Source organism: Kribbella soli (assembly GCF_004331345.1).
Classification (GTDB): Bacteria; Actinomycetota; Actinomycetes; order Propionibacteriales; family Kribbellaceae; genus Kribbella; species Kribbella soli.
Window position 1 is genome coordinate 64,419 of record NZ_SJJZ01000004.1, and the last position, 24,934, is coordinate 89,352.

A 24,934-nucleotide genomic window follows, 5' to 3' on the forward strand; every position below is an offset into this window, starting at 1 on the left:
TTGGTACACGAAGGGAGAACCCACAACACGAGCGGATATCCCCTCGTGTTGTGCTGGGTCAGATGTAGTTCGCGTGGTCGGACTGGACTCGGGCTACCAGGTCTTTCACGCGTTCGCCGTCCGATAGCGGGCAGACCATGGTGACGTCCTGGGTGTGGACGATGATGTGGCTGCGGAGGCCTACGGTGGCGACCAGGTGGTTCGGGTCGTCGGTGACGATGATGTTGTCGTGTGAGTCGAGCAGGCAGCTCAGCGTGACGCTGTCGGTGCGGTTGCCGTTCGCGTCGGCGTCGTACGTGTCGGCCAAAGCGGCCCACGAGCCGACGTCCAGCCAGTGCACCGGCATCGGCACGACGACCACGTCCGCGTCGACCTTGCCCTGGGACGCCGGCTCCATGACCGCGTAGTCGACGCTGATCTTGCGCAGATTCGGGTAGATCTCCGCGAGCGTCGCCTCCCGCTCCGGGGTGTCCCAGACCGCGGCGACCTCACGCAGCCGCGCGGCCGACTCGGGCAGCAGCGTGTCGAGCACGTTCAGCACCGTGGAGGCCTGCCACACGAACATCCCGGAGTTCCACCAGAACCGCCCGGTCGCCAGGTACTCCTCGGCGGTCGCCCGGTCGGGCTTCTCCCGGAAGCGGTCCACGACGTACGCCGACGTACCCTCGATCGGCGCGCCGCGCTCGATGTAGCCGAGCCCGGTGTGCGGATGCGTCGGCTCGATCCCGAACGTCACCAGCGACCGGCCGCGCGCCTCCACGACCTCGAACCCCTGCTCGATCGCCTTCTGGAACTCGTCCTCGGGGCTGATCAGATGGTCCGACCCGACGAACGCAACGATCGCGTCCGGATCGTTCCGCGCAACCACAGCGGAGGCGAGACCGACGGCGTTCGCGGTGTCCCGCCGCGCGGGCTCGCCGATGATGTTGTGGGGGCCGAGCTCCGGCAACTCCTTGCGCACCACGTCGGTGATCGCACCGACGGTGCAGACGTAGATGTTCTCCGGATCGACCAGTCCCAGCAGGCGGTTGTACGCCACGCGCAGCAGCGACTGCCCCGCCGCCAGCGGCAGGACCTGCTTCGGCCTGTCGTCTCTGGACATCGGCCACAACCGCGTCCCTGAACCACCCGCCAGGATCACCACGTTTCGCATGAGGAGAGACCCTACCGGTCGTCACCAGGCGGCTGCGGAATCCGGAGGTGCTTGAGGTCCGGGGGTACGGGCGTGTCCGCAGGCTGCCAGAACAGCTCGGACTGTCCGTCGAGGGCCGTCGCGGGCGCGTCCGTGAGGTGGAAGCGGTCGCGCAGCCGTCCGTAGAAGTCCGTCGGACGCAGTCGTACCAACCGCAACCGTTGCGGGGACCCGTACACCCCGATCCAGTCCCCCGGATCGAGTACGCCGCGCAACTGCCCGTCGATACTGACCGCAGCCTGCCCCGAGTGCGGCAGCACCCGCAGCGCGATCGGCTCGTCCGGCGCCGCAATCACCGTGCGGTTGAAGGTCATGTGCGGTGCGACCGGAGTGAACACGATCGCCTCGGTGTTCGGCGACAGGATCGGCCCGCCGGCGGCGAAGCTGTACGCCGTCGACCCGGTCGGCGTCGCGACGATCACCGCGTCGGCGGAGTAGGACGCCAGCAGCCGGCCGGACAGATACACCCCAAGTGCCACCTGGTGATCCCGCGCGAGCTTCTCGACCACGACGTCGTTCAACGCGGTCACGTCGAGCGCCATCCCCCAGCCGTCGCCCTCGGCCATCTCGTGCCGTACCGGCGGCGGAGGCAACGCCGGCCCGTGCCCGTACCGCAGCAGCGACTCGATCCCGCTCGGGATCTCCAACGGCCGCGACGCCCGCATCGTCAGCGTCATCCGTTCCTCGTACGTCGCCCCGCCGTGATGCACCGCCTCGAGTGCCTCCTCGACGTCCTTGCACGCGACCTCGGTGAGGAAGCCGACCTTCCCGAGATCCACCCCGAGGACGGCGGCGTTGTTCTTCGCCGCGATCCGCGCACCGCGCAGGAACGTCCCGTCACCCCCGAGCGTGACCACGAGGTCCGGATCCCCGGCGTGATGCAGCTCATCGGTCCCGGTACGCCGTTCCTGGTCCGTCCACACGTCGATATCCGTGCATCCGATGCCATGATCCGCCGCCCACCGACGTACCGTCTCCGCGGTCTGAACCGCCACCGCACGCCCCTGATGCACCACAAGCCCAAGCCGCCGAACCGCCACAACCCCTCCTCGCCCTCGCCTACCCAACCGTAACCCGGCAACTTTGAGCACCCACCAACCATTCTGAGCGCCCCAAAACGGTTGGTGGGTGCCCAAAGACGCCGGGACGGAGGGGTGGGTACGGCGGCGCGGCGCGGGCGGGGTGGGGGTTAGGTCGGTGGGGTGGGGCGGGTGGCGGTGATGATGGGGTCGGTTTCGTCGTCGAACTCGCCGATGACCTCTTCGAGGAGGTCCTCCAGGGCTACTACGCCGATCGCGGTGTTGCCGCCGCAGACGACTGCCAGTTGGGAGCGTTCGTCGCGCATGGTGCGGATCGCCTTGGCCACCGGCGTGTTGTCTCCGAGCTCGAGGGCCGCCGTCATCAGGTCCGACGCGCGGCTGGTGGTGTCGCCGGCGGTTGTCACGCGGGCCGCGTCGCGGACGTGCACGATGCCGCAGATCCCTGTGGACCCGTCGGGACGCGGCCCGACGACCGCGAGGCGGGAGTGGCCCTCGCGGCGGCTGGTCAGCTCCACCTCGCGCGCCGACGCGGACGCCGGGACCGTGGACAGCCGGGCGATCGGCGTCATCACCTGGCCGACCGTGGTGTTCTGCAACGCGAGCATCGCGGTCAGCAGTTCGTGCTCGGGCTGTTCGAGGGTCCCGTGTTCGCGCGAGGACTCGATCAGCAGCCGCAGCTCGTCCGGGCCGTGCGCGTTGGCGATCTCGTTCTGCGGCGTCACACCGACCAGCCGGACGCACAGGTTCGCGATCCAGTTGAGGACGCTCAGCAGCGGGCGGAAGACGTACGTGAAACCGCGGAACGGCAACGCCAGCACGAGCGCTGCGCGTTCGGGGTTGCTGATCGCCCACGACTTCGGCGCCATCTCGCCGAGCAGGACGTGCAGCAGACCGATCCCGGCGACCGCGATGATCAGCGCGATCACATGCCCGACGCCTTCCGGGATGTGCGCCAACTCGAAGAGCGGATGCAGCAGGTGCGCGACGGCCGGCTCACTCAGCGAGCCGAGGCCCAGCGTGCACAAGGTGATCCCGAGCTGTGCGCCCGCGAGCATCAGCGACAGCTCGCTGACGCCGGCGATCGCGGCCCGGGCCGAGAGGCTGCCGGACGCCGCCGCCTCCTCGAGCCGGTGCCGTTTGGACGCGACGAGGGCGAACTCGGCGGCCACGAAGAACCCGTTCAACGCCAGCAGTACGGCGGAAATGATCAGAGCGAGCGTCGTACTCACGCCACACGCTCCATCACGACGATGCCCGGCACCCGGCGCTCGATGGTCTGCACCGTGAGCCGCACGTACTCAGGCGGAACCGGCCGCCCGTCATGGTCGATCCGGTGCGGCAGCTCGACAACGAGCGAGTCACCGACATCGGGGATCCGGCCGAGCCGCGCCATCACCAGACCGGACACCGTCTCGTAGTCGTCGCTCTCCGGCAGTTGTACGCCGGTCACCTCAGCGACCTCGTCGACCCGACGACGAGCAGGCACCACCCACGACCCGTCACCGCCCTGCACCAGCCCGGTCTCCGGCAGGTCGTCCTCGTCGCGGATCTCGCCGACCAGCTCCTCGGCGATGTCCTCCAGCGACACGATGCCCGCGAACCCGCCGTACTCGTCGACGACGATCGCGAGCTGCCGGCGCGCGACCCGGAGGCGATCGAGGACGGCGGGCAGCGGCAGCGTCGTCGGTACGGCGACCGGCTGCGACGCCAGCGAGCCGACGGCGATCGTCGCGCGGTCGGCCGGTTCGAGCTCGACCACCTCGCCGATCGCGACCACACCGATCACCTCGTCGACCGAGGCCCCGATCACCGGGAACCTGCTGTGCCCGGTGTCCTGCAGCTCGACGACCCGGGTCAGCGGCTCCTCGCGGTGCACGGTGACCACGTCGACCCGCGGCACCATCGCCTCGCCCGCGGTGCGGCCGCGGAAGTCGAGGCCGCGGTCCAGCAGCCGCATCGTGTCCTCGTCCAGCAGGCCCTGCTCGTACGACGTCTCGATGATCCGGTCGAGCTCCTGCGCGGTCGCTCCCTGCGGCAGTTCCTCGACCGGCTCGATGCCGACGCGGCGCAGGATCCGGTTCGACGCCGAGTCGAACAGGTGGATCAGCGGCCCGGCGATGGTCAGGTACAGCAGGGTCGACCGGGCCAGCCGGAGCGCGATCGCCTCGGCCTTCGCGATCGCCAGGTTCTTCGGCGCCAGCTCGCCGAGCACCATCTGGATGATCGTTGCCAACAGCAACGCGAGGATCACCGAGACCGACACGCTCACCGCGTCCGGTACGCCGGCTGCGCCGAGCAGGTTCTCCAGACCCGCACCGAGGTACGGCTCGGCGAAGTACCCGGCGAGCAGCGCGGTGATGGTGATGCCGACCTGGGCGCCGGACAGGACGAACGACAACCGCGCGGTGACCTTCAGCGCTCGCGCGGCAGCCGCGTTACCGTCCGCAGCCAGCGTCCGCAGGCGGCTCCGGTCGACGGCGACGTACGAGAACTCCTGGGCGACGAAGTAACCAGTGGCAACGGTCAGCACCAGGATCAGGCCCAGGCCGGCCAGGATCAGCATGGGACGACCTTATGAGAACTCCAGCGACTACAGCACCGCGGGGTCCCGCGGGCTCACCGCGGAGCAGACGGCTTCCAAGCGAGCACTTGACCGTCGCGGATCAGCTCGCCGTACTGGGCCGGGTCGACGTGGTCGGCCAGGACCAGGTCGGCGATCGGTACGACGGCATCGGCCGGCGACTTCGCCTGGCTGAAGTCGTCGAACCACGGCCGGGACGCGCGGGTGTCGACGAGCCCCGGGCAGACGGACGCGACCAGGGTGCTCTCGGCGAGGTCCCGCTCCCGGCGCTCGGCCGCGACCGCGCGCACTGCGGCGACCTGCGCAACCTTCGACGGAAGGTTGATCCACTCCGGCCAGCCCTGCGTCTGCGCCGTCCCGTCGTGGACCGCCGTACGCCACTCCTCCACGACCTTCTCGACGTCCTCCAGCGAGGCCCCGTCGAACCGGCCCCACAGGTTCTCCGGCAGTTGCTCCAGCGTCCCCAGCGAACTGGCCACCACGATCAGCCGTCCCCCGGGCCGCAGGATCGGCCCGAAGGCCCGCAGCATGTACTGCGCACCGAGGTTCGCCACATCGACGAACTCGTCGACCTGTTCCACAGGCGTCGCCCCAGGCTCCAACGGCCCGACCGCGTTGGACACCACGATGTCCACGACACCCAGTTCGGCTGCCAACCGCCGTACGGCGTCGCCGTCGGTCACATCCAGCACGCGCCCTTCGACGCGCGCCTTTCCTTCCACTCGCGCTGCCGCAGCGGCGACCCGTTCCGGGTTCCTGCCGGTGAGCAGGACCAGGTCCTCGGGGTTCATCCGCTGTGCCAGCTCTTCCACCAGTGCATATCCGATGCCTTGATTGGCACCGGTGACCAAGGCGATGCGTTGTTCTGTCATGTCTTCACCGTAGGTCCGTGACGTGTATGACTCCAACGAAAGTTCCGCACACGTGGTATGCGTAGATGTCATGGACTTCACCGACGTCTCGCTGGTCGCGCTGCGCGTGTTCCGGGAGGTCGCCGAACGCGGCACGTTCACGGCCGCGGCCACCGCACTCGGGTACACGCAGTCGGCCGTCTCCCGCCAGATCGCCACCCTCGAACGCGCCGCCGGCAACCAGCTCCTCGAGCGCCGCCGCGAAGGCGTCGCCCTCACCGACGCAGGACAGGTCGTACTCCGGAATGCCGCCACCGTCCTCGACCAGATCGACGCGACCGCCCGCGAGCTGGCCGGTCTCCCGGTCGCGGGTGGAACCGTGCGGCTGGGCTGGTTCCCGAGCGCCGGCGCCGTCTTGTTGCCACGGGCAATCAGCGCGGTACGTCGTACGCACCCGGCGATCACCGTGACAACGCGGGAAGGGTCCACGCCCGCGCTGGTTCGGGCGCTCCGGGCCGGGACGACCGATCTCGCGGTGATCGCGTCCGCTCCGCCGTTCCGGCCGCCGGATGCCGAGTCGCCGGCGTTGAAGCTGGAGACGCTCGCGGAGCGGAGCCTGCGGCTGGCGGTGCCGACCGGGCATCCGCTCGCGGCGCACGACTCGGTGGACGTCGCGGACCTGCGCGGTCAGCGGTGGATCGCCGGTCCGGCGTCGAGCAGCGAACTGTGGATGGGCGTCTGGCCGGGACTGGACGAGCGGCCGGTGATCGCGCACACGGTCCGCGACTGGCTCGCGAAACTTCAGCTGGTCGCGGCCGGGGCAGGGCTCACCACGATCTCCGCGTCGATGGCCTCCGCGGTGCCGCCAGGTGTCCGGGTGGTCACGGTCCGGGGTGGGCCGCAGGAGTTGCGCCGTACGATCCTCGCCCGGCTGCCCGGCCGGATGACCGAGCCGACAGCGCTACTGGCCGCCGCCCTGCGTGCCGCCGCCCTCGAGGTCAACCCGCCGCTCTGAACCGTCCACCGCAGGCTGAGCAGCCTGGGTGACCTGGGCGGGAGTCTCGTCGTCGTCGCCGTTGCGGGCCTTGTCGAACTCCTTCATCGCGCGGGCCGCGTTCCGGGTCAGCTCGGGGAGTTTCTTGGCGCCGAACAGCAGCACGACGATGACCAGGATGACGATCCATTCGCCGCCTTCGGGCAGCGCGAGCTCTGGCACCATGACAAGCCTTCTTTCCGGTCAATCCCCGTCCAACGTACGCCGGTCCGCGAACCGTAGGCTGGGCCATATGTCACGAGTCCTGCCCGAGTTGTTCGCGGCCGCGGTCCGCCGCGACGGCGGCGCCCCGCTCCTCACCTACTACGACGACACGACCGGCGAGCGGATCGAGCTCAGCGCGGTCACCACCGCGAACTGGGTCGCGAAGACCGCGAACCTGCTCGTCGACGAGTACGACCTGGAGACCGGCGAAACCGTCGCGATCGGCCTACCGCCGCACTGGCTCGGCGTGGTCTGGGCGCTGTCCACCTGGTCGGTCGGCGCATCGCTGACCAGCGGTACCGGCACCCTCGCGATCACCGGGCCGGACTTCCCGATCCGCGGCGAGCGCGAGACCGTCGCCTCCGCGCTGCTCCCGCTCGGCGGCCGCTTCCGCGAGCCGCTCCCGGACGGCATCCAGGACTACGGCGCCGAGGTCTACAACCATCCGGACGTGTTCGTCCCGTTCGACCCGCCGACGCCGACGTCACCGGCGTACGACGACCTCACCCACGAGGCCCTGATCGGTACGGCGGAACCCGTGAGCGACCGGATCCTGGTGACGCGCACGCTGACGGACCGCGACGGGCTGGCCCTGCTGGTCGGCGTGATCTCCGGAGGTGGTTCGATCGTGCTCTGCCGCAACCTGGACGCCACCAAGCTGGAGCGCCGGGTAACGGATGAGAAGGTCGACCGAGTTCTGGAGGGGTAGCGTGCGGCGATTCGAGGGCAAGGTTGCGCTGGTCACGGCGGCGGCGCAGGGCATCGGTTCGGCGGTCGCACGGCGGCTGGCCGACGAAGGCGCGTCGGTGGTGGTGACCGATCTCCAGGAGGACAAGCTCGGCGAGGTCGCGGCCGGGATCGGCGCGAACGCGCTCGGACTGCGGGTCGACGTGACGAACCGGGACGACGTCGACGCGGCGGTCGCGGCCGCGGTCGAGCGGTTCGGTCGCCTGGACGTCGTGGTGAACAACGCCGGCGGGTGCATCGTGCGATCCGTGCCCGAGGACGCCACCGCCGAGGAGTGGCACGCACAACTGGATCTCACGCTGGTGGGTGCCTCGCGCTGCATCCAGGCCGCGCTGCCCGAGCTGGTGAAGAACCGCGGCAACGTGGTCACGATCAGCTCGGTGAACGGGATCGCCGCCTTCGGCAACATCGAGTACTCCGCCGCCAAGGCCGGACAGATCGCGATGACGGTCAACTACGCCGCCAGGTACGGCAACCTCGGCGTCCGGTTCAATGTGGTTGCCCCCGGCACCATTCGGACGCCGAACTGGGACAATCAGCCGGACACCCTGGAGAAGTTCGGCAAGATGTACCCGCTCGGCCGCATCGGCGAGCCCGAGGACATCGCCGCCGCGGTCGCCTTCCTCGCCTCCGACGACGCCTCCTGGATCACCGGTCACACCCTCCCGGTAGAAGGCGGTGTCCTCACCGGCCCAGGCGTCCTCGACCTGACCACCTCGGGCGCCTTCAAGAAGGAGTACTAGAAGCCGAACGCGCCGACGACCCGCAGAGGCAACCCGGCGACGGCCACACCGAACCACAGGCCGCGGAACAGCCAGCACCAGCCTCGGTGCCCACGGACGCCCTGCAGCGCCAGGCTGCCGATGATCAGCGCGCCCAGGATCGCGAGCAGCACGACGCCGAACACCGTCCAGCCGCCGAGCAGCGAACCCACCCCGAGCAGGACCCAGAGCGGCCAACCCACGACCGAGGCAGGGCTCCAGAGCGCATCGCGCGTCTGCCAGGGCTGCTTCCCGGGCCGCCCGCATCCGCACTCGGCGAGCCGCTCCGGCGTCACGCTCATGGTCTGAACAGCTGCTCTGCTTGCGCCAGGGCACCGGGATCGCCCGTTGTGCGGTGGAGACCGCGGAGTGCCTGGGCCTGTTCGAGCTTGTTGCCGAAGGCACCCCAGTCCGCGGCGGCGCGCGTGAACCCGGCGGCCGCGGCCTCGGCGTCACCGCGGTGTTCGGCGAGAAGCGCCTGGGCGGTCGTCGCCGAGTACTCGCGCATCGGCAGCACCGGCTCCACGAAGTCTGCGAGCACGGCGGCGGCCTCGGCGTGGCCCACGGCGAGCGCCGCGCGCACCAAGGACGGCAAGCGGACATCGAATTCGATGCTGCCGTGCAGATCGGCCAGCGAGGTGACCAACTGCAGGATCTCCAGGACGCCGTCCGGGTCGCCGTCGCGCGCACGCGTCGTGGCCGCGGGCGAGGCCGCGACGGCGATCATGTCCGGCCAGCCCGCCTCCACCGCCAGCCGGTACGCCTCCTCGGCGTGATCGCGAGCACCCGGAAGGCCAGCCTCAACCTCCGCCACCGCCAGCGCGCCGAGGACCTCGATACGCCGCAACAGGGTGAACGCCGGGGAAGGGTGCTCGAGCTGGGCCCGGCACGCCGCGATCACCTCGGCCGACCGGCCGGTCTCGATCATCAACTGCAGGACGGTACAGCCGATCTGCTCCACCATCTCGGCCAGCCGACGCCGGGCGGAGAACTCGCGAGCCGCTTCCAACTCGCCCAGGGCAACCACCGGTCCCTCGATCTGCCACAGCACCCAGCCGTAGTTCAGCCACGTCACCGCCGCATCGCGCCCCCGGCCGCCCTCGAGCAGCGCGGTCAGCGCCTCCTTGACGTCGACCAGCCCACCGGTGTCACCCAGACCGACCCGGGCGAGCCCCCGCGACTCCAGGGCCCGGTGCGGTACGGCGTACCCCTGCTCGGTCGCGATCCGCAGGGCAGAGTTCGCCGAGTCGATCGCATCCTGATAGCGGCTCGCGACCACCCGGATGCTCGCCTGGCCGGACAGCAACAGCGCCAGATCCTCGCTCGGCCCGAGCTCCTCGAGCATCCCGACCGCCCGGTCGACCGTCGCCAGGCTCTCCTCCATGCTGCTCAGCGAGTACGTCGAGGCTCGTAAGGCGAGCGCGACTCCGCGGATGTCCCCGATCGCCTCGAATCCGGCGATCGCTTCGAGGTACGCGGCCTGGGCGTCGTCGAGGCGGCCCGCCTGGAAAGCCGCCCAGCCCCAGCGCAACAGGACCGTGGGACGTTCTGGATCGCCGGCCGGGCTCAGGGCCAGCGCGCGGTCGAGCAGGGCGAGCGCCTCGTTGGTGTCGAGGTTCATCGCCAGCTCCGCGGCCATCAGCTGGTACTTGCGCGCCCGGGGAGCGATCGCCGTGGCCGCCTCCGGGTCGCCCAGTGCTGAGGCAAGGTCCAGTGCCGTGCTGAGGTGGTAGGCGATCAGGTTCGGCGTCTCGGCCTGACAGGCAGCGCAACGCAGCTCGAGCCAGTCGGCGGCAGCGAGGTGCCGTGCCGATCGTGCCGCGCGCGGCACCTGGCTGTAGGCGACGTCGCGGGTCAGAGCGTGCCAGAAGGTGTACTCGTGCTGGCCCAGCATCGACGACCGCCGGACCGGCCGCACCAGCTCCTTGCGGGCCAGCTCCTGCAGCGCCTGGACCACCTCGCCCGGATCACGGTCGGACAGCGCCGCGACGGCTTCGGCCCAGAACACCGGACCGATCACGGCGGCGTCCGCGAGCAAGGCCTTGCGATCCGGCTCCAGGGTGTCCAAGCGGGCCGCGATCAGAGCCGCGATGCCGATCGGCAGGTCGGCCGAGCCGGCCTGGTCCGGGCCGCAGTCGGTCACGATCCGGGCGAGTTCTTCGGCGTACAAAGGGTTGCCGTCGGCACGGCGTACCAGGCGCCGGCGGATCTCCGGCGGTACGTCCTGACCGGCGAACATCCCGGTCAGGAGCAGATCGGTCTCGTCCGCGGTCAGCGGCGAGAGGCCGAGAGTGAGGGCGTTCTGGACCCCGCGGGTCCACTGCGGTCCGCGTTCGAGCAGCTCGGGGCGGGCGGTGACGACGACCAGCAGCGGCAGGTCGGTCAGCCATTCGGCCAGATGATCGACGAAGGCGAGCATCGCGTCCGTCGCCCAGTGCAGATCCTCGAACACCAGGACCACCGGCGACTGCTCGCCGAACGACTCCAGCAGTTGCCGCCAGGCCGCGAACGACTCCTCCTGAGCCGCCGACCCCGGCTGAGCGGACTGGTCGGCGCCGACCAAAGGCCCGACCCGGGCCCGGAGCCAGGCACGGTCCGCGCCGTCCGGCACGATCGCGTCGAGCTTGGCCACGGCCTGCGCCGGCGGGTCGGTGTCCAGGATCCCGGCCTGGACCTTGAAGATCTCGGCGATCGGCCCGAACGGCGTCTCGCCGTACGGCAGCGATCGGCCTTCGCGCCAGGTGACGAGCTCGTCGTGCTGATCCAGCCAACCGCCGAACTCCGCGACCAGGCGCGACTTGCCGATGCCCGGCTCGCCGAGCAGCGTGACGAACTGCGGCACCCGCTCCGCGAGGGCCTTCTCGAACGCCGTGCACAGCAAGGTCAGATCGCGCTGCCGGCCGACCATCGGCGTACTGAGGTCGCGGATGACGTCCGTACCGAAGCGTGCTCGCGGCGGGCCGGCCTGCCAGCGTTCGACCGGACGGCTGACTCCCTTGGCCGCAACGGGTTCCAGCGCGTCGTAGCCGAAAACGCGACTCGTTGCCTCGTGGGTGCCGCGCCCGACGACGACCGCGCCGATGGGCGCGGAGGACTGCAGGCGAGCGGCGAGGTTGACCACCATGCCGGTGACGAACGGCTCGCCGAGCTCGGGTCGCGCGGTCAGCTGGACCAGCGCTTCACCGGTCTCGATGCCGATCCGGACCTCCAGCGGCCCGTCCGGCAGCATCCGCACCGCCTCGAGGATCGCCAAGCCTGCCCGGACCGCCCGTTCGGCGTCGTCCTCCCGGGACCGCGGTGCGCCGAAGACGGCCAGGATGGCGTCCCCGGCGAACTTCTCGACCGTCCCGCCGTACTGCTCGACCGTCTGCCGCAGGGTCGAGTGGTACGGCGCCAGCCAGCGCCGCACGTCCTCCGGGTCGGCGGACTCGGACGCGGTGGTGAAGCCGACGAGGTCGCAGAACAGCACCGTGACGACCTTGCGTTCCTCGGTCATCGCGCCCCCAGGTGGGTCGGGCCGGATCGGTTCAGCTCTCGGACTCGAGGCTGCGGATCCGGGCGGTCAGGGCCTTGAGCAGGGCCTGGGCGACCTCCGGGTTCTCCTTCACGACCGGCTCGAACGCGAGCGCGGACAGCGCGAACGTGGTCAGCCCGTCCGGCCCGGCCACCACGGTCGCGGACCGCGGCAGGCCGTCGATCAGCGAGATCTCGCCGAAGTAGTCCCCGACTCCCAGCGGCTCACGGACGACGCCGTTGACCTCCACGGCGGCCGAGCCCGCCAGCACCACCTGCAGGCCGGCGTCGTGCGCACCCTGCTCGACCACATGGCTACCGGCCGGAACCTTCAACGTGGTGCCACGCTCGATCAGGTCGGACAGCGTGTCCTTGGACAGCCCCTCGAAGAGATCGATCTTCGCCAGGAACTGAGGCAGGCTCTCGTAACTCATGGATCGCACCCCTCGATCGGTGCCCGGTGCACGGGCAGCTCAGTGAACTGCGCCACAGGTTACAGCCGGTGCGGATCCTCGACCACGATTCAGCCCTTCGGCCAGGCTTCCCAGGCCGTTCCGAACATCTCGTCGACGGAAAACGTGTTCTGCCAGCCGAGGTCTCGGGTGGCCAGGTCGCCGTTGGCCACGACGCGGGACGGGTCGCCGGGGCGGCGGGGGCCTTCGGTCGGGGTGAAGTCGATTCCGGTGACGCGGCGGGCGGCGTCCATGATCTCGCGGACCGACGTACCGGTGCCGCTGCCCAGGTTGTAGACGGGTTCGAGGGTCTTGCCGGCCTCGAGCGCGCGGGCGGCCGCGACATGGGCGCGGGCCAGGTCGGCCACATGGACGTAGTCCTTGACCGACGTACCGTCCGGGGTGGGGTGGTCGGTGCCGTAGATCTGCGGCACCTTCCCCTGCGTGAGCAGGTTGCAGACGATCGGGAACAGGTTGTACGGCGAGGCGTCGTACACCGTCGGGTCGCCGGACCCCACGACGTTGAAGTAGCGCAGCGAGGTGTGGTGCAGTTCCGCCGCGGCCGCCTGGTCGCGGAGCAGCCACTCGCCGATCAGCTTCGACTCGCCGTACGGCGACTGCGGGTCGGGCGTGGTGTCCTCGGTGACGACCTCGTCCTTCGGCGTCCCGTAGACGCCGGCGCTGGACGAGAACACGAGGTTGCGGATCTCCTTGTCCGCCATCGCTTCGAGCAGCGACACCATCGCCGTCACGTTCTGCGTGTACGTGTGCAGCGGGCGCTGCACCGAGACCCCGGCGTACTTGAATCCCGCGAGATGGACGACGCCTTCGACGCCCTCCAGCGCCTGGCGTACCGCCGTACCGTCGAGCAGGTTCGCCTGCACGAACGGCACCCCGTCCGGGACGAACTCCGCCTTCCCGCTCGACAGGTCGTCGATCACGACCACGTCGATCCCGTCGTTGCGGAAGGCGCGCACCACATGCGCCCCGATGTATCCGGCACCACCAGTCACGAGCCACGTCATGTCTCAGATCCTGCCACCAGAATCTGGCCGGGACCCCGTAAACGGGCCGAACCTGTACCAATTAGCAGACAGTTGCCAGCCAGAAGTAAGTCAGCTCGGTCCACTCCACCTCGGCCGGGGCGACCTGCGTCGCGAGCTCCTCCCGCGACGGGAAGTTCTTCAGCACCTCGAACGTGCGCCCGTCGGACAACTGCCGGGTCTGGTACGTGTCGCCGTCGTCCGTCGTGCGGGTGATCGGATAGTTGCTGCCGTCCACATACCGGTTGTCGGCGAGGATCACCACGCCTCCCGGCTCCACCCGCTCCAGCAGGCCCTTGGCGAACCGGCGTACGTCGGCCCGCGGGACGTGGGACCAGAAGAAGCCCGCGAAGATCGCGTCGAAGCGGCCCGGGACGGCGCCCAGGTCGTACGCGTCGGCAGTCGCGAAACGGACGTCGGCCGGGCCGTAGGACCGCGTCCGCGCGACGGCGAGCGTCTCGTCGTTCAGATCCGTAGCGACGATCGACTCCGCGGTGGTCGCCAACGCGGTCGTCCAGTAACCGGTGCCAGCGGCAACTTCCAGGACCGAACGACCGGCGACCAGCGGAGGCAGGAGGGCCCGCAGACGAGCCAGGTCCTCCTGCCGTTCCGGCTTCGCGTACACCGCGTCGTACTCACCGGCACGCTCGCGGTAGTAGCTACCCAGGTCACTCATTTGGCGAGGGCTTTGACTTTCGGCGTGAGCAGGAACGCTCCGACGTACAGCAGGGCGGCGATGATCAGCAGGCCGTGGAAGCCGATGATCAGGGCGGCGTACTCGAGGCAGCCGCCGAGCATCGCGCCGAGCAGGTTCGCGCCGAACGACGCCGTACCGTCGGCGGTGTCGGTGAACCGCTTCGCGAAGATCACGTTCGCCGCGAAGATCGGCAGGAACGCGATCAGCACCGCGACCAGCGCGCGCAACCCGACCGGCATCCCCAGCAGCCAACTGTCCGGGAACACCCACGACAACGCGAGCCCGCCGAACAGCACCGCGAACATCACCTTGACCGGTGGTGTCTTGAACCGCCTCGTCACTTCGACCGCCGCGAGCACCGCCACCAGCACGCCGGCGAACACGATCGCGTTCACGACCCACGTCGTACCGAACAGCAACGCGAAACCGGTGATGCTCTTCGTCTCCAGCAACATGAACCCGGCCCCGAGCAGGAACAGGTCCGCGTACGGGCGCATCCGCTTGTACGACGCTCCACCGCCGGCGATTCCGACGCCGACGAGGCCGGCGACCAGGATCAGTCCGAGCGTCACGAGGTACAGGCTGGGGATGCGGTCCGTGAACAGGTACAGGAACGGCCGGTTGTCCGTGGCCGGCGGCGGCGTCTCCGCGGTCGCACCGGGCCACTCGGCGGAACACGTCTGGTCCTGCTCGGTCAGACCGACCGTGACGACCGCCTGCTGCAGACCGTCGCCGATCTTGTCCACGCACGGCTTGTGCCCGAACGCGTGCTGCGCCGTCGACGCGAGCCGGTCGATCAGCCAGGTCTCGCGGTAGTAGTTGTACATCGCGAACGCGCCACCCGGGTTCAGGTGGTCACGCGCCGATTCGAACGCCTGCTGCGTGAACAGGTAGCTCTCCAGCCGCAGCGAGCTCGCGCCGTTGACCAGCGTCAGCGAGTCCGGCAGCGCCAGCAGGATCAGGTCGTACTTCTTGTCCGTCCGCGACAGGAACGCACGCCCGTCGTCGATGTGCGAGCTCACCCGCGGGTCCTGGTACGGCCGGTCCGGGTGCAGTGCCTTGCCGAGGTCCCGGATCCGCGGGTCGATCTCGACCGCGTCGACGTGCTGCGCGCCCTTCTTCAGCGCGATCGCCACGTCCGAGCCCGAGCCCGCACCGATGATCAGCACGTTCTTCGGCTGCTTACCGGCGTTCGCCCGCTCGTACGGCAGGCCGTACTGCGGCTCCCACTGCAGGCGCGCGTCGGCCGGAATCGCCTGCTGGTGCGGTACGCCGTTCACCGTGATGGTCAGCAGCGGCACACCCTCCCAGGTGTACTGCTTCGTCTGCACCTTGTAGTACGGCGACCAACTGTTGTCGGACTTGGTCGACTCCTTGAACAGCACCCCGAGCATCACGAGCAGCGGCGCAAGCACCATCGCGGCACTGAGCGCGGTAGCGACTGCCCGGCGACCAGGCACCCCGGAGATCCCGGTGGACCGCGGGATCATCAGCACCGCGAAGACCACGGTGACGATCAGGCCCCACCAGATCGGCGGCGCGCCCAGGAACGACAGCCCGGTGAACGTGATGATCCCGATCAGCGATCCGACCAGGTCGAACCGGTACGCCGTCAGTCGCGGGAGCTCCGCGAAACAGCGACCGACCAGCTCGGCCGGGCCGGCCAGCACCACGGCGGCCGCGATGAAGATGACCGGCAGGATCACCCAGACGGGCGGGCCGGTGGTGTTCAGGCTGGTGAAGTAGATGACGCTCGACGAGCTGCCGCGGTTGACCGTGACCGGCTTCCACGCGATCACCAGGACCAGCAGGCCCAGCATGATCGGCGAGTAGTACGGCAGCCGTTTCGCCCGGCCGGAGCGCAGTACGCCGATCCCGATCCCGAGAAACGAGCCGAGCAGGACGAAGTTCGAGAAGTAACTGAGATGGACGACGTTGGAACCGGTCCAGCGGATCAGCGCGAGCTCGACGAACAGCATCAGCGCGCTGGACGCGATCAACCTCGTCCGAACACCGAACGGGCTCGGCCAACCGGTCGTGACGACGTGATCAGTAGCGGAGTCGACTGCCATGCGGGGCGACGTTACCGGATATCGGAGTGCTCTGCGTCACCCCGCAGGCATCGTTACTTTCTGTTCAAACAGCGGTCAGTGACGGCGGGCCGGCTTCGGCAGCTCGCAGCCGGACTTGTTCAGGTCGATGGTGCGGTTCGCGGTCAGGCAGGTGTAGAGCCACCAGGTCTGCTGGCCGTACGCCGCACCCTGCTCGACGGTGACGTTGCCGTCGGCGTCGACCTCGCACGGGTTGTTGACCGTGCACTGCTCGCCGTCCTCGTTGCCGGTGTTGTTGATGCCGATCACCTCACCGGTCGAGGTGCTGACCACCGGCGATCCCGACGTACCGCCGATCGTCTCGCAGCCGGGCTGCTGGTACTTGATCGAGTTCTGCCAGGTCCAGTCGCCCTCGCGGAGCTGCGGGATCGTCGCCTGCACCGAGCAGGTGTAGATCCGCTTCCAGTAGCCCGACACCACGGCCATCCCGGCGCCGTCCGCGGGGCCTTGCTTGGCCAGCGTCAGCGGGGAGACGTTCAGGCGGCTCTTGATCGACGCGTAGGACTCGTTGACCTCGTACACGATCATGTCGGTCTTGGTCATGGTGCCGAACAGGATCTTCGCGGCGCGGACCGTACCGGCCCGGCTGGAGTCCGGGTTGAGCAGCGTGATCGAGCGCGTCGACGTCTTGTTCACCAGGACCTGGCCGGGCTGCAGGAACCCGCCCTCGTAGCAGTGCCCGTTGGTGAGGACGAGCGCCTTGTCGGTGCCGACCGATTCGGCGTACCGGACCAGCGACGCGGAGCAGTTGCTGAGCGCGGCGATCCCGGTGAAGTCGGCGCCAGGCGCCGCGGCTTGGGCGGAGCTGGTGCCGAGGAGGGTGCCAAAAATAGGCATTGCCGCGGCCGTGGTAACGGCCAGGAGCGTACGGAACAGTTTCATGGGGGCGGTTTCCTCACTGTTTGTGCTTGCAGCACTTCGTAACCCATCCCCCGGCCGGTCACCATCACAGTTGCGTGAAACCGGCTGTCCACAGGGTCATCGCAGGGGTTTTCCTGCGCTCCGTGTCAGGACTGCTACTCTTCGTTTCCGGATCCGCCCGGTCTCGAACCATCGCCCACCCCGGCACGTCGTACCTGGTGACGAGGAACGACAAGGTACGGTCGGCAGCAGCCCGCCGCCCGGATTGAGAACGGAAGGACGTCATGCCGCAGGAGACAACAAACCTGCGCAACCTCCGCGAGCCGGTGCGGTTCAAGCGGGCGCTGACGCTGTTGCTGATGACGCTGGTCCTGCCCGGATCGGCGCAGATCGTCGCGGGCTCCCGGAAGGCCGGCCGCTGGGTCTGGCGGGTGGTCGCCGGCCTGGTCGCGATCGTGATCTTCTTCGTGATCCTCGGCCTGATCTGGCGGTCCGGCACGATCAACATCCTGGCCCGCCCGGGCACGCTGCGGATCGTCCAGGTGCTGCTGATCCTGCTCGCGATCGGCTGGGCGGCGCTGTTCGTGGACGCGTACCGGCTCGGTCAGCCGCTGACGCTGGAGCGGAACCACCGCCTGATGACCAGCATCATGGACGGCGTCCTGATCTTCGTCGTCGTCGGCGCCCTGATCTACGCCAGCGTGATCGTGAACACCCAGCGCGACTTCGTCGCCAGCGTGTTCGGCAACGGGCAGAAGTCGAAGGCCGACAAGGGCCGCTACAACGTGCTGCTGATGGGCGGCGACTCCGGCGCGGACCGGATCGGCACCCGGCCGGACAGCATGACGCTGGCGAGCATCGACGCGGACACCGGCCGGACGGTCCTGATCGGCCTCCCGCGGAACCTGGCCAAGGTGCCGTTCCCGGCCGGTACGGCGATGGCGAAACAGTTCCCGGAGGGCTTCAAGTGGAACAAGTGCGCCGCCGAGTGCCTGCTGAACGCTGTCTACACGTACGCCGCCGACCACAAGAACCTGTTCCCCGGCGACGCGAACCCGGGTGAGACCGCCACCATGCAGGCCATCGAGGCGGTCACCGGGCTGAAACTGAACTACTACGTGCTGATCGACCTGGCCGGCTTCCGCGACCTGCTGAACGCGGTCGGCGGCATCACCCTGGACATCGGCAAGCGGGTCCCGATCGGCGGCGGCAGCTCGCCGATCAAGGGCTACATCGAGGCCGGCAAGAACCAGCACCTGGACGGGTACCACGCGCTCTGGTTCGCCCGCTCCCGGGCCGAGTCGTCGGACTACGAGCGGATGGCGCGGCAGAAGTGCGTGATGTCCGCGATGCTGAACCAGCTGTCCCCGCAGACCGTGCTGACCAAGTTCCAGGGCATCGCCTCGGCCAGCAAACAGGTGGTCAAGACCAACATCCCGGCGGGTGAACTGGGAACTTTCACGGATCTCGCGCTGGACGCGAAGAAGCTGCCGGTGTCAAGCTTCTCCGCGGTCCCGCCGTTGATCCACACCGGCGACCCGGACTTCGCGCTGATCCGGACCAAGGTCGCGGAGGCGATCGCGAAGTCCGAATCGCTGGACAAGGAGGGCTCGGGAGGAGACGGTAAGACTTCGAGCACTCCGCGTAGCAGCACCAGCAAGGCTCCGACCACCAGTACAACCAAGAAGCCGAGTACCAAGAAGCCGACAAGCTCTCCGACCACACCCGCCGCTGGCGTCGACGACGTCGCATCGATCTGTAAGGCCTGACCTGATATGCCGCTGTCCCACTGGCCACCCGTGTCCGTCGTGATGCCCGTGCTGAACGAGGAACGCCATCTCGAGGAGGCGGTCGGCCGCGTCCTCGAGCAGGACTACCCCGGCAACCTGGAGGTCGTCCTCGCGATCGGCCCGAGCAAGGACCGGACCCAGGAGATCGCGGACAAGCTGGCCGAGAAGGACCACCGGATCAGCATCGTGCCGAACCCGACCGGCAAGACGCCGGCCGCGCTGAACGTCGGCATCGCGCACGCCAAGCACGACATCCTGGTCCGGGTCGACGGGCACGGCGCGCTCACCGACGGGTACATCACCCGCGCGGTCGAGGTGCTGGAGGAGAGCGGCGCGGACAACGTCGGCGGCGTGATGGCCGCCGAGGGCCGGACCCCGACCGAGATGGCGGTCGCCTGCGCGTACCGCTCCCGGCTGGGTCTGGGCGCGTCGACGTTCCACCAGGGCGGCCAGGCCGGCCCGGCCGACACCGTGTACCTCGGGGTGTTCCGGCGGGCCGCGCTGGAGCGGGTCGGCGGGTTCGACGAGACCATGCACCGGGCCCAGGACTGGGAGCTGAACTACCGGATCCGCAAGACCGGTGGCCTGATCTGGTTCAGCCCGGACCTGTCCGTCACGTACCGGCCGCGGTCCTCGCTGTCCGCGGTGGCGAAGCAGTTCTTCCACACCGGCCAGTGGCGCCGCGAGGTGGTCCGCCGGCATCCGGAGACCGCCAACAAGCGGTACCTGGCACCGCCGGTCGCCGTCATCGGCCTGGCCGTCGGCACCATCCTCGGCATCATCGGCCTGGCCACCGGCATCAGCTGGCTGGACCTCGGCTTCCTGGCGCCGCTCGGGTACGCCGTACTGCTGCTCGTCGGATCGGCCGTCGAGGGCCGCTACCTGCCGTGGAAGGCCCTGGCCTGGCTCCCACTGGTCTGCGCGACCATGCACGTCTCCTGGGGCCTCGGCTTCCTCATCGGCCTCCGAGAGAAGCCAAAGACCGTCTAACCTCGGGTGGACTTGATGTAGGCGGCCACGACTTCTTCGACGGGGCCGTCGAGCTTCAGTACACCGGCGTCCAGCCAGAGGGCGCGGTTGCAGGTCTCCTGCACCACCTCCAGGCTGTGGCTGACCAGGAACACCGTGCCGGCCTGGTCGCGGAGCTCCTTGATCTTGCGCTCCGACCGGACCCGGAACTCGGCGTCACCGGTCGCCAGCGCCTCGTCGACGAGCAGGATGTCGTGCGTCTTCGCGGACGCGATCGCGAACTTCAACCGCGCCGCCATCCCGGAGGAGTACGTCGACATCGGCAGGTCGATGAAGTCGCCGATGCCGGAGAAGTCGACGATCTCGTCGTACCGGCGCTGGATCTCGGCCGTGGACATGCCCATCGCGAGGCAGCCGAGGACGACGTTGCGGTCGCCGGTGAGGTCGTTCATCATCGCCGCGTTGACGCCGAGCAGCGACGGCCGGCCACCGGTGTAGACGGCCCCGGCCGCGGGCGGCAACAGGCCGGCGATGGCGCGCAGCATCGTCGACTTCCCGGAGCCGTTGCGTCCGATCACGCCGATCGCGTCGCCCTTGTAGGCCGTGAAGCTGACGTTCTTGACCGCGTGCACCTCGCGGATCGTCGGCCGGTCCTGGCGCTTCATGATCCGGCGCAGCGCGGTCGCCGCCGTACCCTTGCCGCCCTGGCCGGCGATCACCTTGTAGATGATGTCCAGGCGGTCGGCGATGACTGTCGGTTCTGCCCCAGAATCAGCCACGGCCATAGCGGTCCTCCGCCTGCCAGAAGTACCAGAATCCGGCCGCCAGCATGACGAACGACCAGACGACCGCGATCGACCAGGCGTGCGGCAACTGGTTCGGCTCGTGCTCCTCGAGCAACGACCGCCGGATGATGTCGATGTACGCCGAGATCGGGTTGAACGCGAGCACCTGGACCACCCAGCCCGGCGCGTCGATCTCGGCCAGCTTGGCCGGCAGCGAGAAGAAGATGCCGGACGCGTACAGCCAGGTGCGGGTGACGAACGGCAGCAGCTGCGTGATGTCGGAGACGAACGTCCCGATCCGCGCGAAGACCAGCGTGATCCCGATGTTGAACATGATCTGCAGCAGCATCGCCGGTACGACGAGCAGCCAGCTCCACGCCGGTCCCTCGGTGAACCCGACGACCACGAACAGGATGCCGAGCGACACCAGCATCTGGTTCAGCTCGTTCAGCACGTAGGCGAGCGGGAGGGTCGCGCGCGGGAAGTGCAGCGTGCGGATCAGCGACAGGTTCAGCGCGAGTGATCGCGAGCCTTCGGTCATACAGCGCTGCGTGAACGTGAACACGAAGATCCCGCTGAGCAGGAACGCGACGTAGTTGTCGATCCCGTTCTTCGTGCCGAGCAGGACCCCGAAGGCCAGGTAGTAGACCGCCGCGTTCAGCAGCGGTGTCAGCACCTGCCAGATCGACCCGAGGCGGGCTCCGGCGTACATCGCGTACGTGCGCGCGGCGGCGTAGCTGACGACGAACTGGCGACGGCTCCACAACTCCTGCAGGTACGCGCCGAGCGGCGGGCGAACAGAGCTCTTCGAGAGTCCGTAGCGCCGCGCCAACGCCGCTGGGTCGGTCTCTCCGGCGGTCGGCATTGCGCCAATGTACTGCGCTCCGTGACGCACCCGTGACGCAGGTCAGGCGACTAAGCGGGCTCTCAGCTTCTTGAGGTCCTCGTCGGTCAGACCACCGTGCCGCAGGTATGCCTCCGGTCCGCCGTAGTTCTCGTCCAGATGCCGCAGGATCGCGACGATCGACTCGGCCCGGGTGTCCCGGAACTCGATCATCTCCGGGTGCTTCGCGACGTCCGGCTCCTCGGCGAGCTGCTCCTCCAGCCACTGCGCGAGCCGCGACTGGGTGAGGTAGTAGTCGGCAACGATCTCTTCCTCCGGTACGCCGGCCACACTCAGCGCCAGCGCGACGATCATGCCGGTGCGGTCCTTGCCGCCGTGGCAGTGCACGACCACGGCGCCGTCCGGCTCGTCCGCGATCGCCTTCACCGCGGCCGCGAACAACTCCGGCCGCTTGTCCAGCATCCAGGTGCAGGCCGCGACGATGGTCGGCTGCCCGTGGTCCGGGTCCGCCGGATCCGCCAACGCCTGCCGCACAGCCAACGGCGTACCGGTGAACGGCGTCGGCGCGATCGCGACCTCGCCGTCGCCGCGCAGGTCAAGGATCCGGCGCACCCCGGACCGCCGTACCGCCTCGACGCCGTCCGCGTTCAGGTACTGCAGGCTGTCCGCCCGGATCAGCACGCCCTCCCGCACCACCCGTCCGTCAGCAGTCGGCAGGCCACCCACGTCGCGAACGTTGCGGCATCCGGGCCAGTCGAGATCCATCGCTTTCACCTGTCCTGCGGGCGGTCCGGGTTCGGACCTGGGTTGTACGGCGGTGGCGCCGGGAAGGTGTGGTTCTGCTGCGGAGGCACCGGTGGGTACGGGTAGTTGCCGGGGGCACCCGGCGGGCCGGGGAAGGTGTTCGTCGGGCGGTTGCGCCGGCGCTTCTTGACCGCCCCGACGGTCAGGAACGTGGTGCCGAGGCCGGCGAAGATCAGGAACGAGAACACGGTGCCGAGGATCGCCAGCACGAACGCGAAGACGGACGACTTCGGCCCGGCCGAGTAGGTCGCGCTGGTCTCGTCATCGGTGCACGAGATGCTGTAGTCCCCGGCCGGCACGGTCTGCGTCGACCGCGCGATGACGTACCAGCTCTCGCCGTTGATCGTGATCGTCTCCGACCCGGTCGGCGGCTTGATCGGTACGTCGTTGCCGTTCGGGTCCTGCACCTCGCACGGCGGGTTCAGCACCGGGATCGACGCGTAGATCGTCAACCCTTCCTTCTTCAGGTGCACGACACCGCCCTCGATCGGCTGCGGCGTCCGCGGCGCGGTCACGACGATCCGCCACACGAAGAACCCGACCACGAGCGCGCCGACGACGAAACAGGCGATGGCGATCTTCGGGAGGATCGACTTCTCGGCCGGGGCCCCGGGGTGCGTCATACCCGCACGTTATCTGGTGCGGGTACGACGCCGCTCGCTACGAAGACTGACGCGTGAGGGTCAGATCGTCGCAGTAGCCGAACCCGGCCCCCGCTCGCGTGTAGCAGTAGACCGTCGCTGTCGTCGTACTCGGGCCGGTGGTGAAGGTGACGCTTCCGCCGCGCCACGTCGTGTTGACGAAGGCCGGCGCCCGGACTTCCGACGTACCGTTGAAGGCCTTCGCGCCGATCACGACCTCTGTGTCGTAGGCGGACACCCGGCCCCAGCCGGACAGTACGTACGTCGTATTGGGCTGCACCGCGACGACCTGCTCGGCGCTCGCTTGGGAGGGCCCGAGTTTCAGGCTCTTCGCACCACTGTGCACGGTGTCCGTGGCGATGAACGCGCGGCCGGACGTCACGCTCCAGTTGGACGTCGTACCGGATTCGAAGCCGCCGTTCTGGACCAGGTTCGTTCCGGCGCAGGCCGCGTCGTCGAAGGTCGACCGCTGATGGAATCCGACATCCGGCCTGCAGGCGACCGGGACCGCACCGCCGAAGTAGTCCTTGGGACTCGATCCCACCAGGTTGAGACCGGTCCGCAGGGCGGGCGATCCAGGCCCCAGCTTGTACCCGTCCGGCGACGAACTGCCTGGCGCGGCGAGCAGGGGGTTCGCGATCGACTTGTAGGGATCGGCCGGCTCCGACGACGGATGGCTGCCGTAGTAGAGGTTTCCGCGGAACACGTAGTTCGCGACCTGGTCGTAGCCACCGCTCCCGAGGTTGTAGATGACGTTGTTCGTCCAGGTCGCCTTGGTGGAACCGGAACCGTTGTCCTCGATCACCTTCGTCGACGATCCGCTGGGGATGTAGAACGTGTTCCCGTAGATCTGCGCCGCGCTCTCGCCGGCGGCGTACAGGATGCGGGACTTGTCGTTGATCGAGAGGTTGTACCGCACGATGGTGCCGGAGGTGCTCCAGCCGCTCGAACAACCACAGAACAGGACGAACCCGCCCTCGTTGTCGTGGCTGAAGTTGTACTGGAAGATCACGCCCCGGTTCCCGCCGTCGGAGTCGAACGCCATACCGTCGTTGCAGCACGGCCGACGCACCCGGTAGACCTCGTTGTACTGCACCAGGGTCCGGTCGCTGTTGATGGTCCAGATCCCGGCGTTGTTACCCGCCGAGCGCATCCAGATGTCGTACGCCGTGTTGTGCTCGACGACCGCATCGGCTCCGATTCGCAGAACGATTCCGTCGCCCCCGATGTCGTGGATGAGGTTGTTCCGGAAGACGATGTTGGTGTTCGCGGTCCACACCGGCCCCGACGTACACGCGTAGATCGCGCGACAGCCCCAGCTGGACGAGGTCGTGAGACCTTCGCGATCGACGTGGTAGATCTCGGAGTTCTCGACGGTGACGCCGTTGAAATGCGTCGATTTCGTCGTCCCACTCACCCGGAACTGGATGCCGTTGCTGTTCTTCGTGTCGCCGCCGTTGACGTCGTGCACGTAGACGTTGTCGACGACGTAGTGCGAGCCGGTGCCGAAGTCGGCGAGCTCGACCAGGATCCCGTTCCGCTCGGCGACCGTGGCGCCCTGGTTGGTGACCTCCAGACCACGGACTTCCCAGTACTGGACGTTGTACAAGTGGATCGCGGTGTACACGGTTCCACCGCCGGCGATGACCGGGCGCGAACTGCCGGCTCCATAGGCGTCGACCGTGATCGGTGCAGCGGCGGTTCCGGATCCCGACGGTTTCAGCTGACCGGAGCAGGTGACACCGCGGGCGAAGAGCAACCTGTCTCCGGCCGTGAACGCATGCGCGTTCACCGTCGCGAGGGAGTTCCACGGCGAGCTCTGGCTGCCGTTGCCGGCGGTCGCCGCTGAGCAGTCGACGTAGTACGAGGACCCTGCCGCCGAGGCATTGATACAGGTGAGCGCCGAGGCAACAAGCAGCACCACGGACGCCAGCGCGATCTTCAGTCTCATGCTGAACACCTCCGCAGACAGGTCACCACGGCCCATGACTGCG

General features: G+C 68.8%; 23 protein-coding genes. 5 read left to right on the forward strand and 18 right to left on the reverse strand.

What is annotated here, in order from left to right:
* Positions 1-58: 58 nt before the first annotated feature.
* The 5 genes from E0H45_RS31155 to E0H45_RS31175 form a co-directional block, all read right to left on the reverse strand.
* A complete protein-coding gene (locus E0H45_RS31155; RefSeq protein WP_131344089.1) occupies positions 59-1,153 on the reverse strand; it encodes a mannose-1-phosphate guanylyltransferase in 1,095 nt (364 codons plus the stop codon).
* 11 nt (positions 1,154-1,164) lie between these two features.
* Positions 1,165-2,283 (reverse strand): NAD(+)/NADH kinase, encoded by a 1,119-nt coding sequence (locus E0H45_RS31160; protein WP_337590426.1) that lies wholly within the window; start codon positions 2,281-2,283, stop codon positions 1,165-1,167.
* A gap of 98 nt (positions 2,284-2,381) precedes the next feature.
* Entirely contained in the window at positions 2,382-3,461 is a 1,080-nt protein-coding gene (locus E0H45_RS31165) for a hemolysin family protein (RefSeq protein WP_131344094.1), read from the reverse strand.
* Positions 3,458-4,795 (reverse strand): hemolysin family protein, encoded by a 1,338-nt coding sequence (locus E0H45_RS31170; RefSeq protein WP_131344096.1) that lies wholly within the window; start codon positions 4,793-4,795, stop codon positions 3,458-3,460. The genes E0H45_RS31165 and E0H45_RS31170 overlap by 4 nt, the downstream gene beginning before the upstream one ends.
* A gap of 53 nt (positions 4,796-4,848) precedes the next feature.
* Positions 4,849-5,685 carry an SDR family NAD(P)-dependent oxidoreductase gene (locus E0H45_RS31175; protein WP_131344097.1) on the reverse strand — a complete coding sequence of 279 codons (837 nt, stop codon included), beginning with the start codon at positions 5,683-5,685 and terminating at the stop codon, positions 4,849-4,851.
* 70 nt (positions 5,686-5,755) lie between these two features.
* Between E0H45_RS31175 and E0H45_RS31180 the strand changes: the two genes are divergently transcribed.
* The gene (locus tag E0H45_RS31180; protein ID WP_131344099.1) at positions 5,756-6,679 is read left to right on the forward strand and encodes a LysR family transcriptional regulator; all 924 of its coding nucleotides are present in this window, start codon (positions 5,756-5,758) and stop codon (positions 6,677-6,679) included.
* Here E0H45_RS31180 and E0H45_RS31185 read toward each other — a convergent pair.
* Positions 6,626-6,883, reverse strand: coding sequence for a twin-arginine translocase TatA/TatE family subunit (locus E0H45_RS31185; protein ID WP_131344101.1), 258 nt, complete (start codon positions 6,881-6,883; stop codon positions 6,626-6,628). The two genes, E0H45_RS31180 and E0H45_RS31185, sit on opposite strands and share 54 nt — an antisense overlap.
* Before the next feature lie 67 nt (positions 6,884-6,950).
* Here E0H45_RS31185 and E0H45_RS31190 point away from each other — a divergent pair, with 67 nt between their 5' ends.
* Positions 6,951-7,631, forward strand: a complete 681-nt coding sequence (locus tag E0H45_RS31190) for a TIGR03089 family protein (protein ID WP_131344103.1) — start codon at positions 6,951-6,953, stop codon at positions 7,629-7,631.
* Between the two features lies 1 nt (position 7,632).
* On the forward strand, positions 7,633-8,412 hold the full coding sequence (locus E0H45_RS31195; protein WP_202872620.1) for an SDR family NAD(P)-dependent oxidoreductase: 780 nt from the start codon (positions 7,633-7,635) through the stop codon (positions 8,410-8,412).
* Here E0H45_RS31195 and E0H45_RS31200 read toward each other — a convergent pair.
* The 7 genes from E0H45_RS31200 to E0H45_RS31230 all read right to left on the reverse strand — a co-directional run bounded on the left by E0H45_RS31200 (position 8,409) and on the right by E0H45_RS31230 (position 17,083).
* Complete coding sequence (locus E0H45_RS31200) at positions 8,409-8,732, reverse strand: hypothetical protein (protein WP_131344107.1); 324 nt, start codon at positions 8,730-8,732, stop codon at positions 8,409-8,411. The genes E0H45_RS31195 and E0H45_RS31200 overlap by 4 nt on opposite strands.
* Positions 8,729-11,926 (reverse strand): AAA family ATPase, encoded by a 3,198-nt coding sequence (locus E0H45_RS31205; protein WP_131344109.1) that lies wholly within the window; start codon positions 11,924-11,926, stop codon positions 8,729-8,731. The genes E0H45_RS31200 and E0H45_RS31205 overlap by 4 nt, the downstream gene beginning before the upstream one ends.
* Before the next feature lie 31 nt (positions 11,927-11,957).
* Positions 11,958-12,377 carry a cyclic nucleotide-binding domain-containing protein gene (locus E0H45_RS31210; RefSeq protein WP_131344111.1) on the reverse strand — a complete coding sequence of 140 codons (420 nt, stop codon included), beginning with the start codon at positions 12,375-12,377 and terminating at the stop codon, positions 11,958-11,960.
* An 89-nt stretch (positions 12,378-12,466) separates the two neighbouring features.
* Positions 12,467-13,420: a UDP-glucose 4-epimerase GalE gene (gene galE / locus E0H45_RS31215; RefSeq protein ID WP_131344113.1), complete on the reverse strand. Its 954-nt coding sequence runs from the start codon at positions 13,418-13,420 to the stop codon at positions 12,467-12,469.
* Between the two features lie 61 nt (positions 13,421-13,481).
* Entirely contained in the window at positions 13,482-14,114 is a 633-nt protein-coding gene (locus E0H45_RS31220; protein ID WP_131344115.1) for a class I SAM-dependent methyltransferase, read from the reverse strand.
* A complete protein-coding gene (locus E0H45_RS31225) occupies positions 14,111-16,207 on the reverse strand; it encodes a spermine/spermidine synthase domain-containing protein (protein ID WP_131344117.1) in 2,097 nt (698 codons plus the stop codon). The genes E0H45_RS31220 and E0H45_RS31225 overlap by 4 nt, the downstream gene beginning before the upstream one ends.
* Before the next feature lie 75 nt (positions 16,208-16,282).
* On the reverse strand, positions 16,283-17,083 hold the full coding sequence (locus E0H45_RS31230) for a S1 family peptidase (RefSeq protein ID WP_238155433.1): 801 nt from the start codon (positions 17,081-17,083) through the stop codon (positions 16,283-16,285).
* A 308-nt stretch (positions 17,084-17,391) separates the two neighbouring features.
* Here E0H45_RS31230 and E0H45_RS31235 point away from each other — a divergent pair, with 308 nt between their 5' ends.
* Together E0H45_RS31235 and E0H45_RS31240 are read left to right on the forward strand one after the other, a co-directional pair.
* Positions 17,392-18,876, forward strand: a complete 1,485-nt coding sequence (locus tag E0H45_RS31235; protein ID WP_131344121.1) for an LCP family protein — start codon at positions 17,392-17,394, stop codon at positions 18,874-18,876.
* Positions 18,877-18,882: 6 nt separating this feature from the next.
* The gene (locus E0H45_RS31240; protein ID WP_131344123.1) at positions 18,883-19,887 is read left to right on the forward strand and encodes a glycosyltransferase family 2 protein; all 1,005 of its coding nucleotides are present in this window, start codon (positions 18,883-18,885) and stop codon (positions 19,885-19,887) included.
* Here the strand turns inward: E0H45_RS31240 and E0H45_RS31245 are convergent.
* Genes E0H45_RS31245 through E0H45_RS31265 form a run of 5 tightly spaced genes read right to left on the reverse strand, consistent with a single transcriptional unit; the run spans position 19,884 to position 24,891 of the window.
* Complete coding sequence (locus E0H45_RS31245; protein ID WP_202872621.1) at positions 19,884-20,645, reverse strand: ABC transporter ATP-binding protein; 762 nt, start codon at positions 20,643-20,645, stop codon at positions 19,884-19,886. The two genes, E0H45_RS31240 and E0H45_RS31245, sit on opposite strands and share 4 nt — an antisense overlap.
* A complete protein-coding gene (locus tag E0H45_RS31250; protein WP_131344127.1) occupies positions 20,638-21,516 on the reverse strand; it encodes an ABC transporter permease in 879 nt (292 codons plus the stop codon). Before E0H45_RS31250 ends, E0H45_RS31245 begins: the two co-directional genes overlap by 8 nt.
* A gap of 42 nt (positions 21,517-21,558) precedes the next feature.
* Positions 21,559-22,260: a tyrosine-protein phosphatase gene (locus E0H45_RS31255; protein WP_131344129.1), complete on the reverse strand. Its 702-nt coding sequence runs from the start codon at positions 22,258-22,260 to the stop codon at positions 21,559-21,561.
* 5 nt (positions 22,261-22,265) lie between these two features.
* Complete coding sequence (locus E0H45_RS31260) at positions 22,266-22,922, reverse strand: hypothetical protein (RefSeq protein WP_131344131.1); 657 nt, start codon at positions 22,920-22,922, stop codon at positions 22,266-22,268.
* A gap of 37 nt (positions 22,923-22,959) precedes the next feature.
* On the reverse strand, positions 22,960-24,891 hold the full coding sequence (locus E0H45_RS31265; RefSeq protein ID WP_165546667.1) for a carbohydrate binding domain-containing protein: 1,932 nt from the start codon (positions 24,889-24,891) through the stop codon (positions 22,960-22,962).
* Positions 24,892-24,934: the final 43 nt, after the last annotated feature.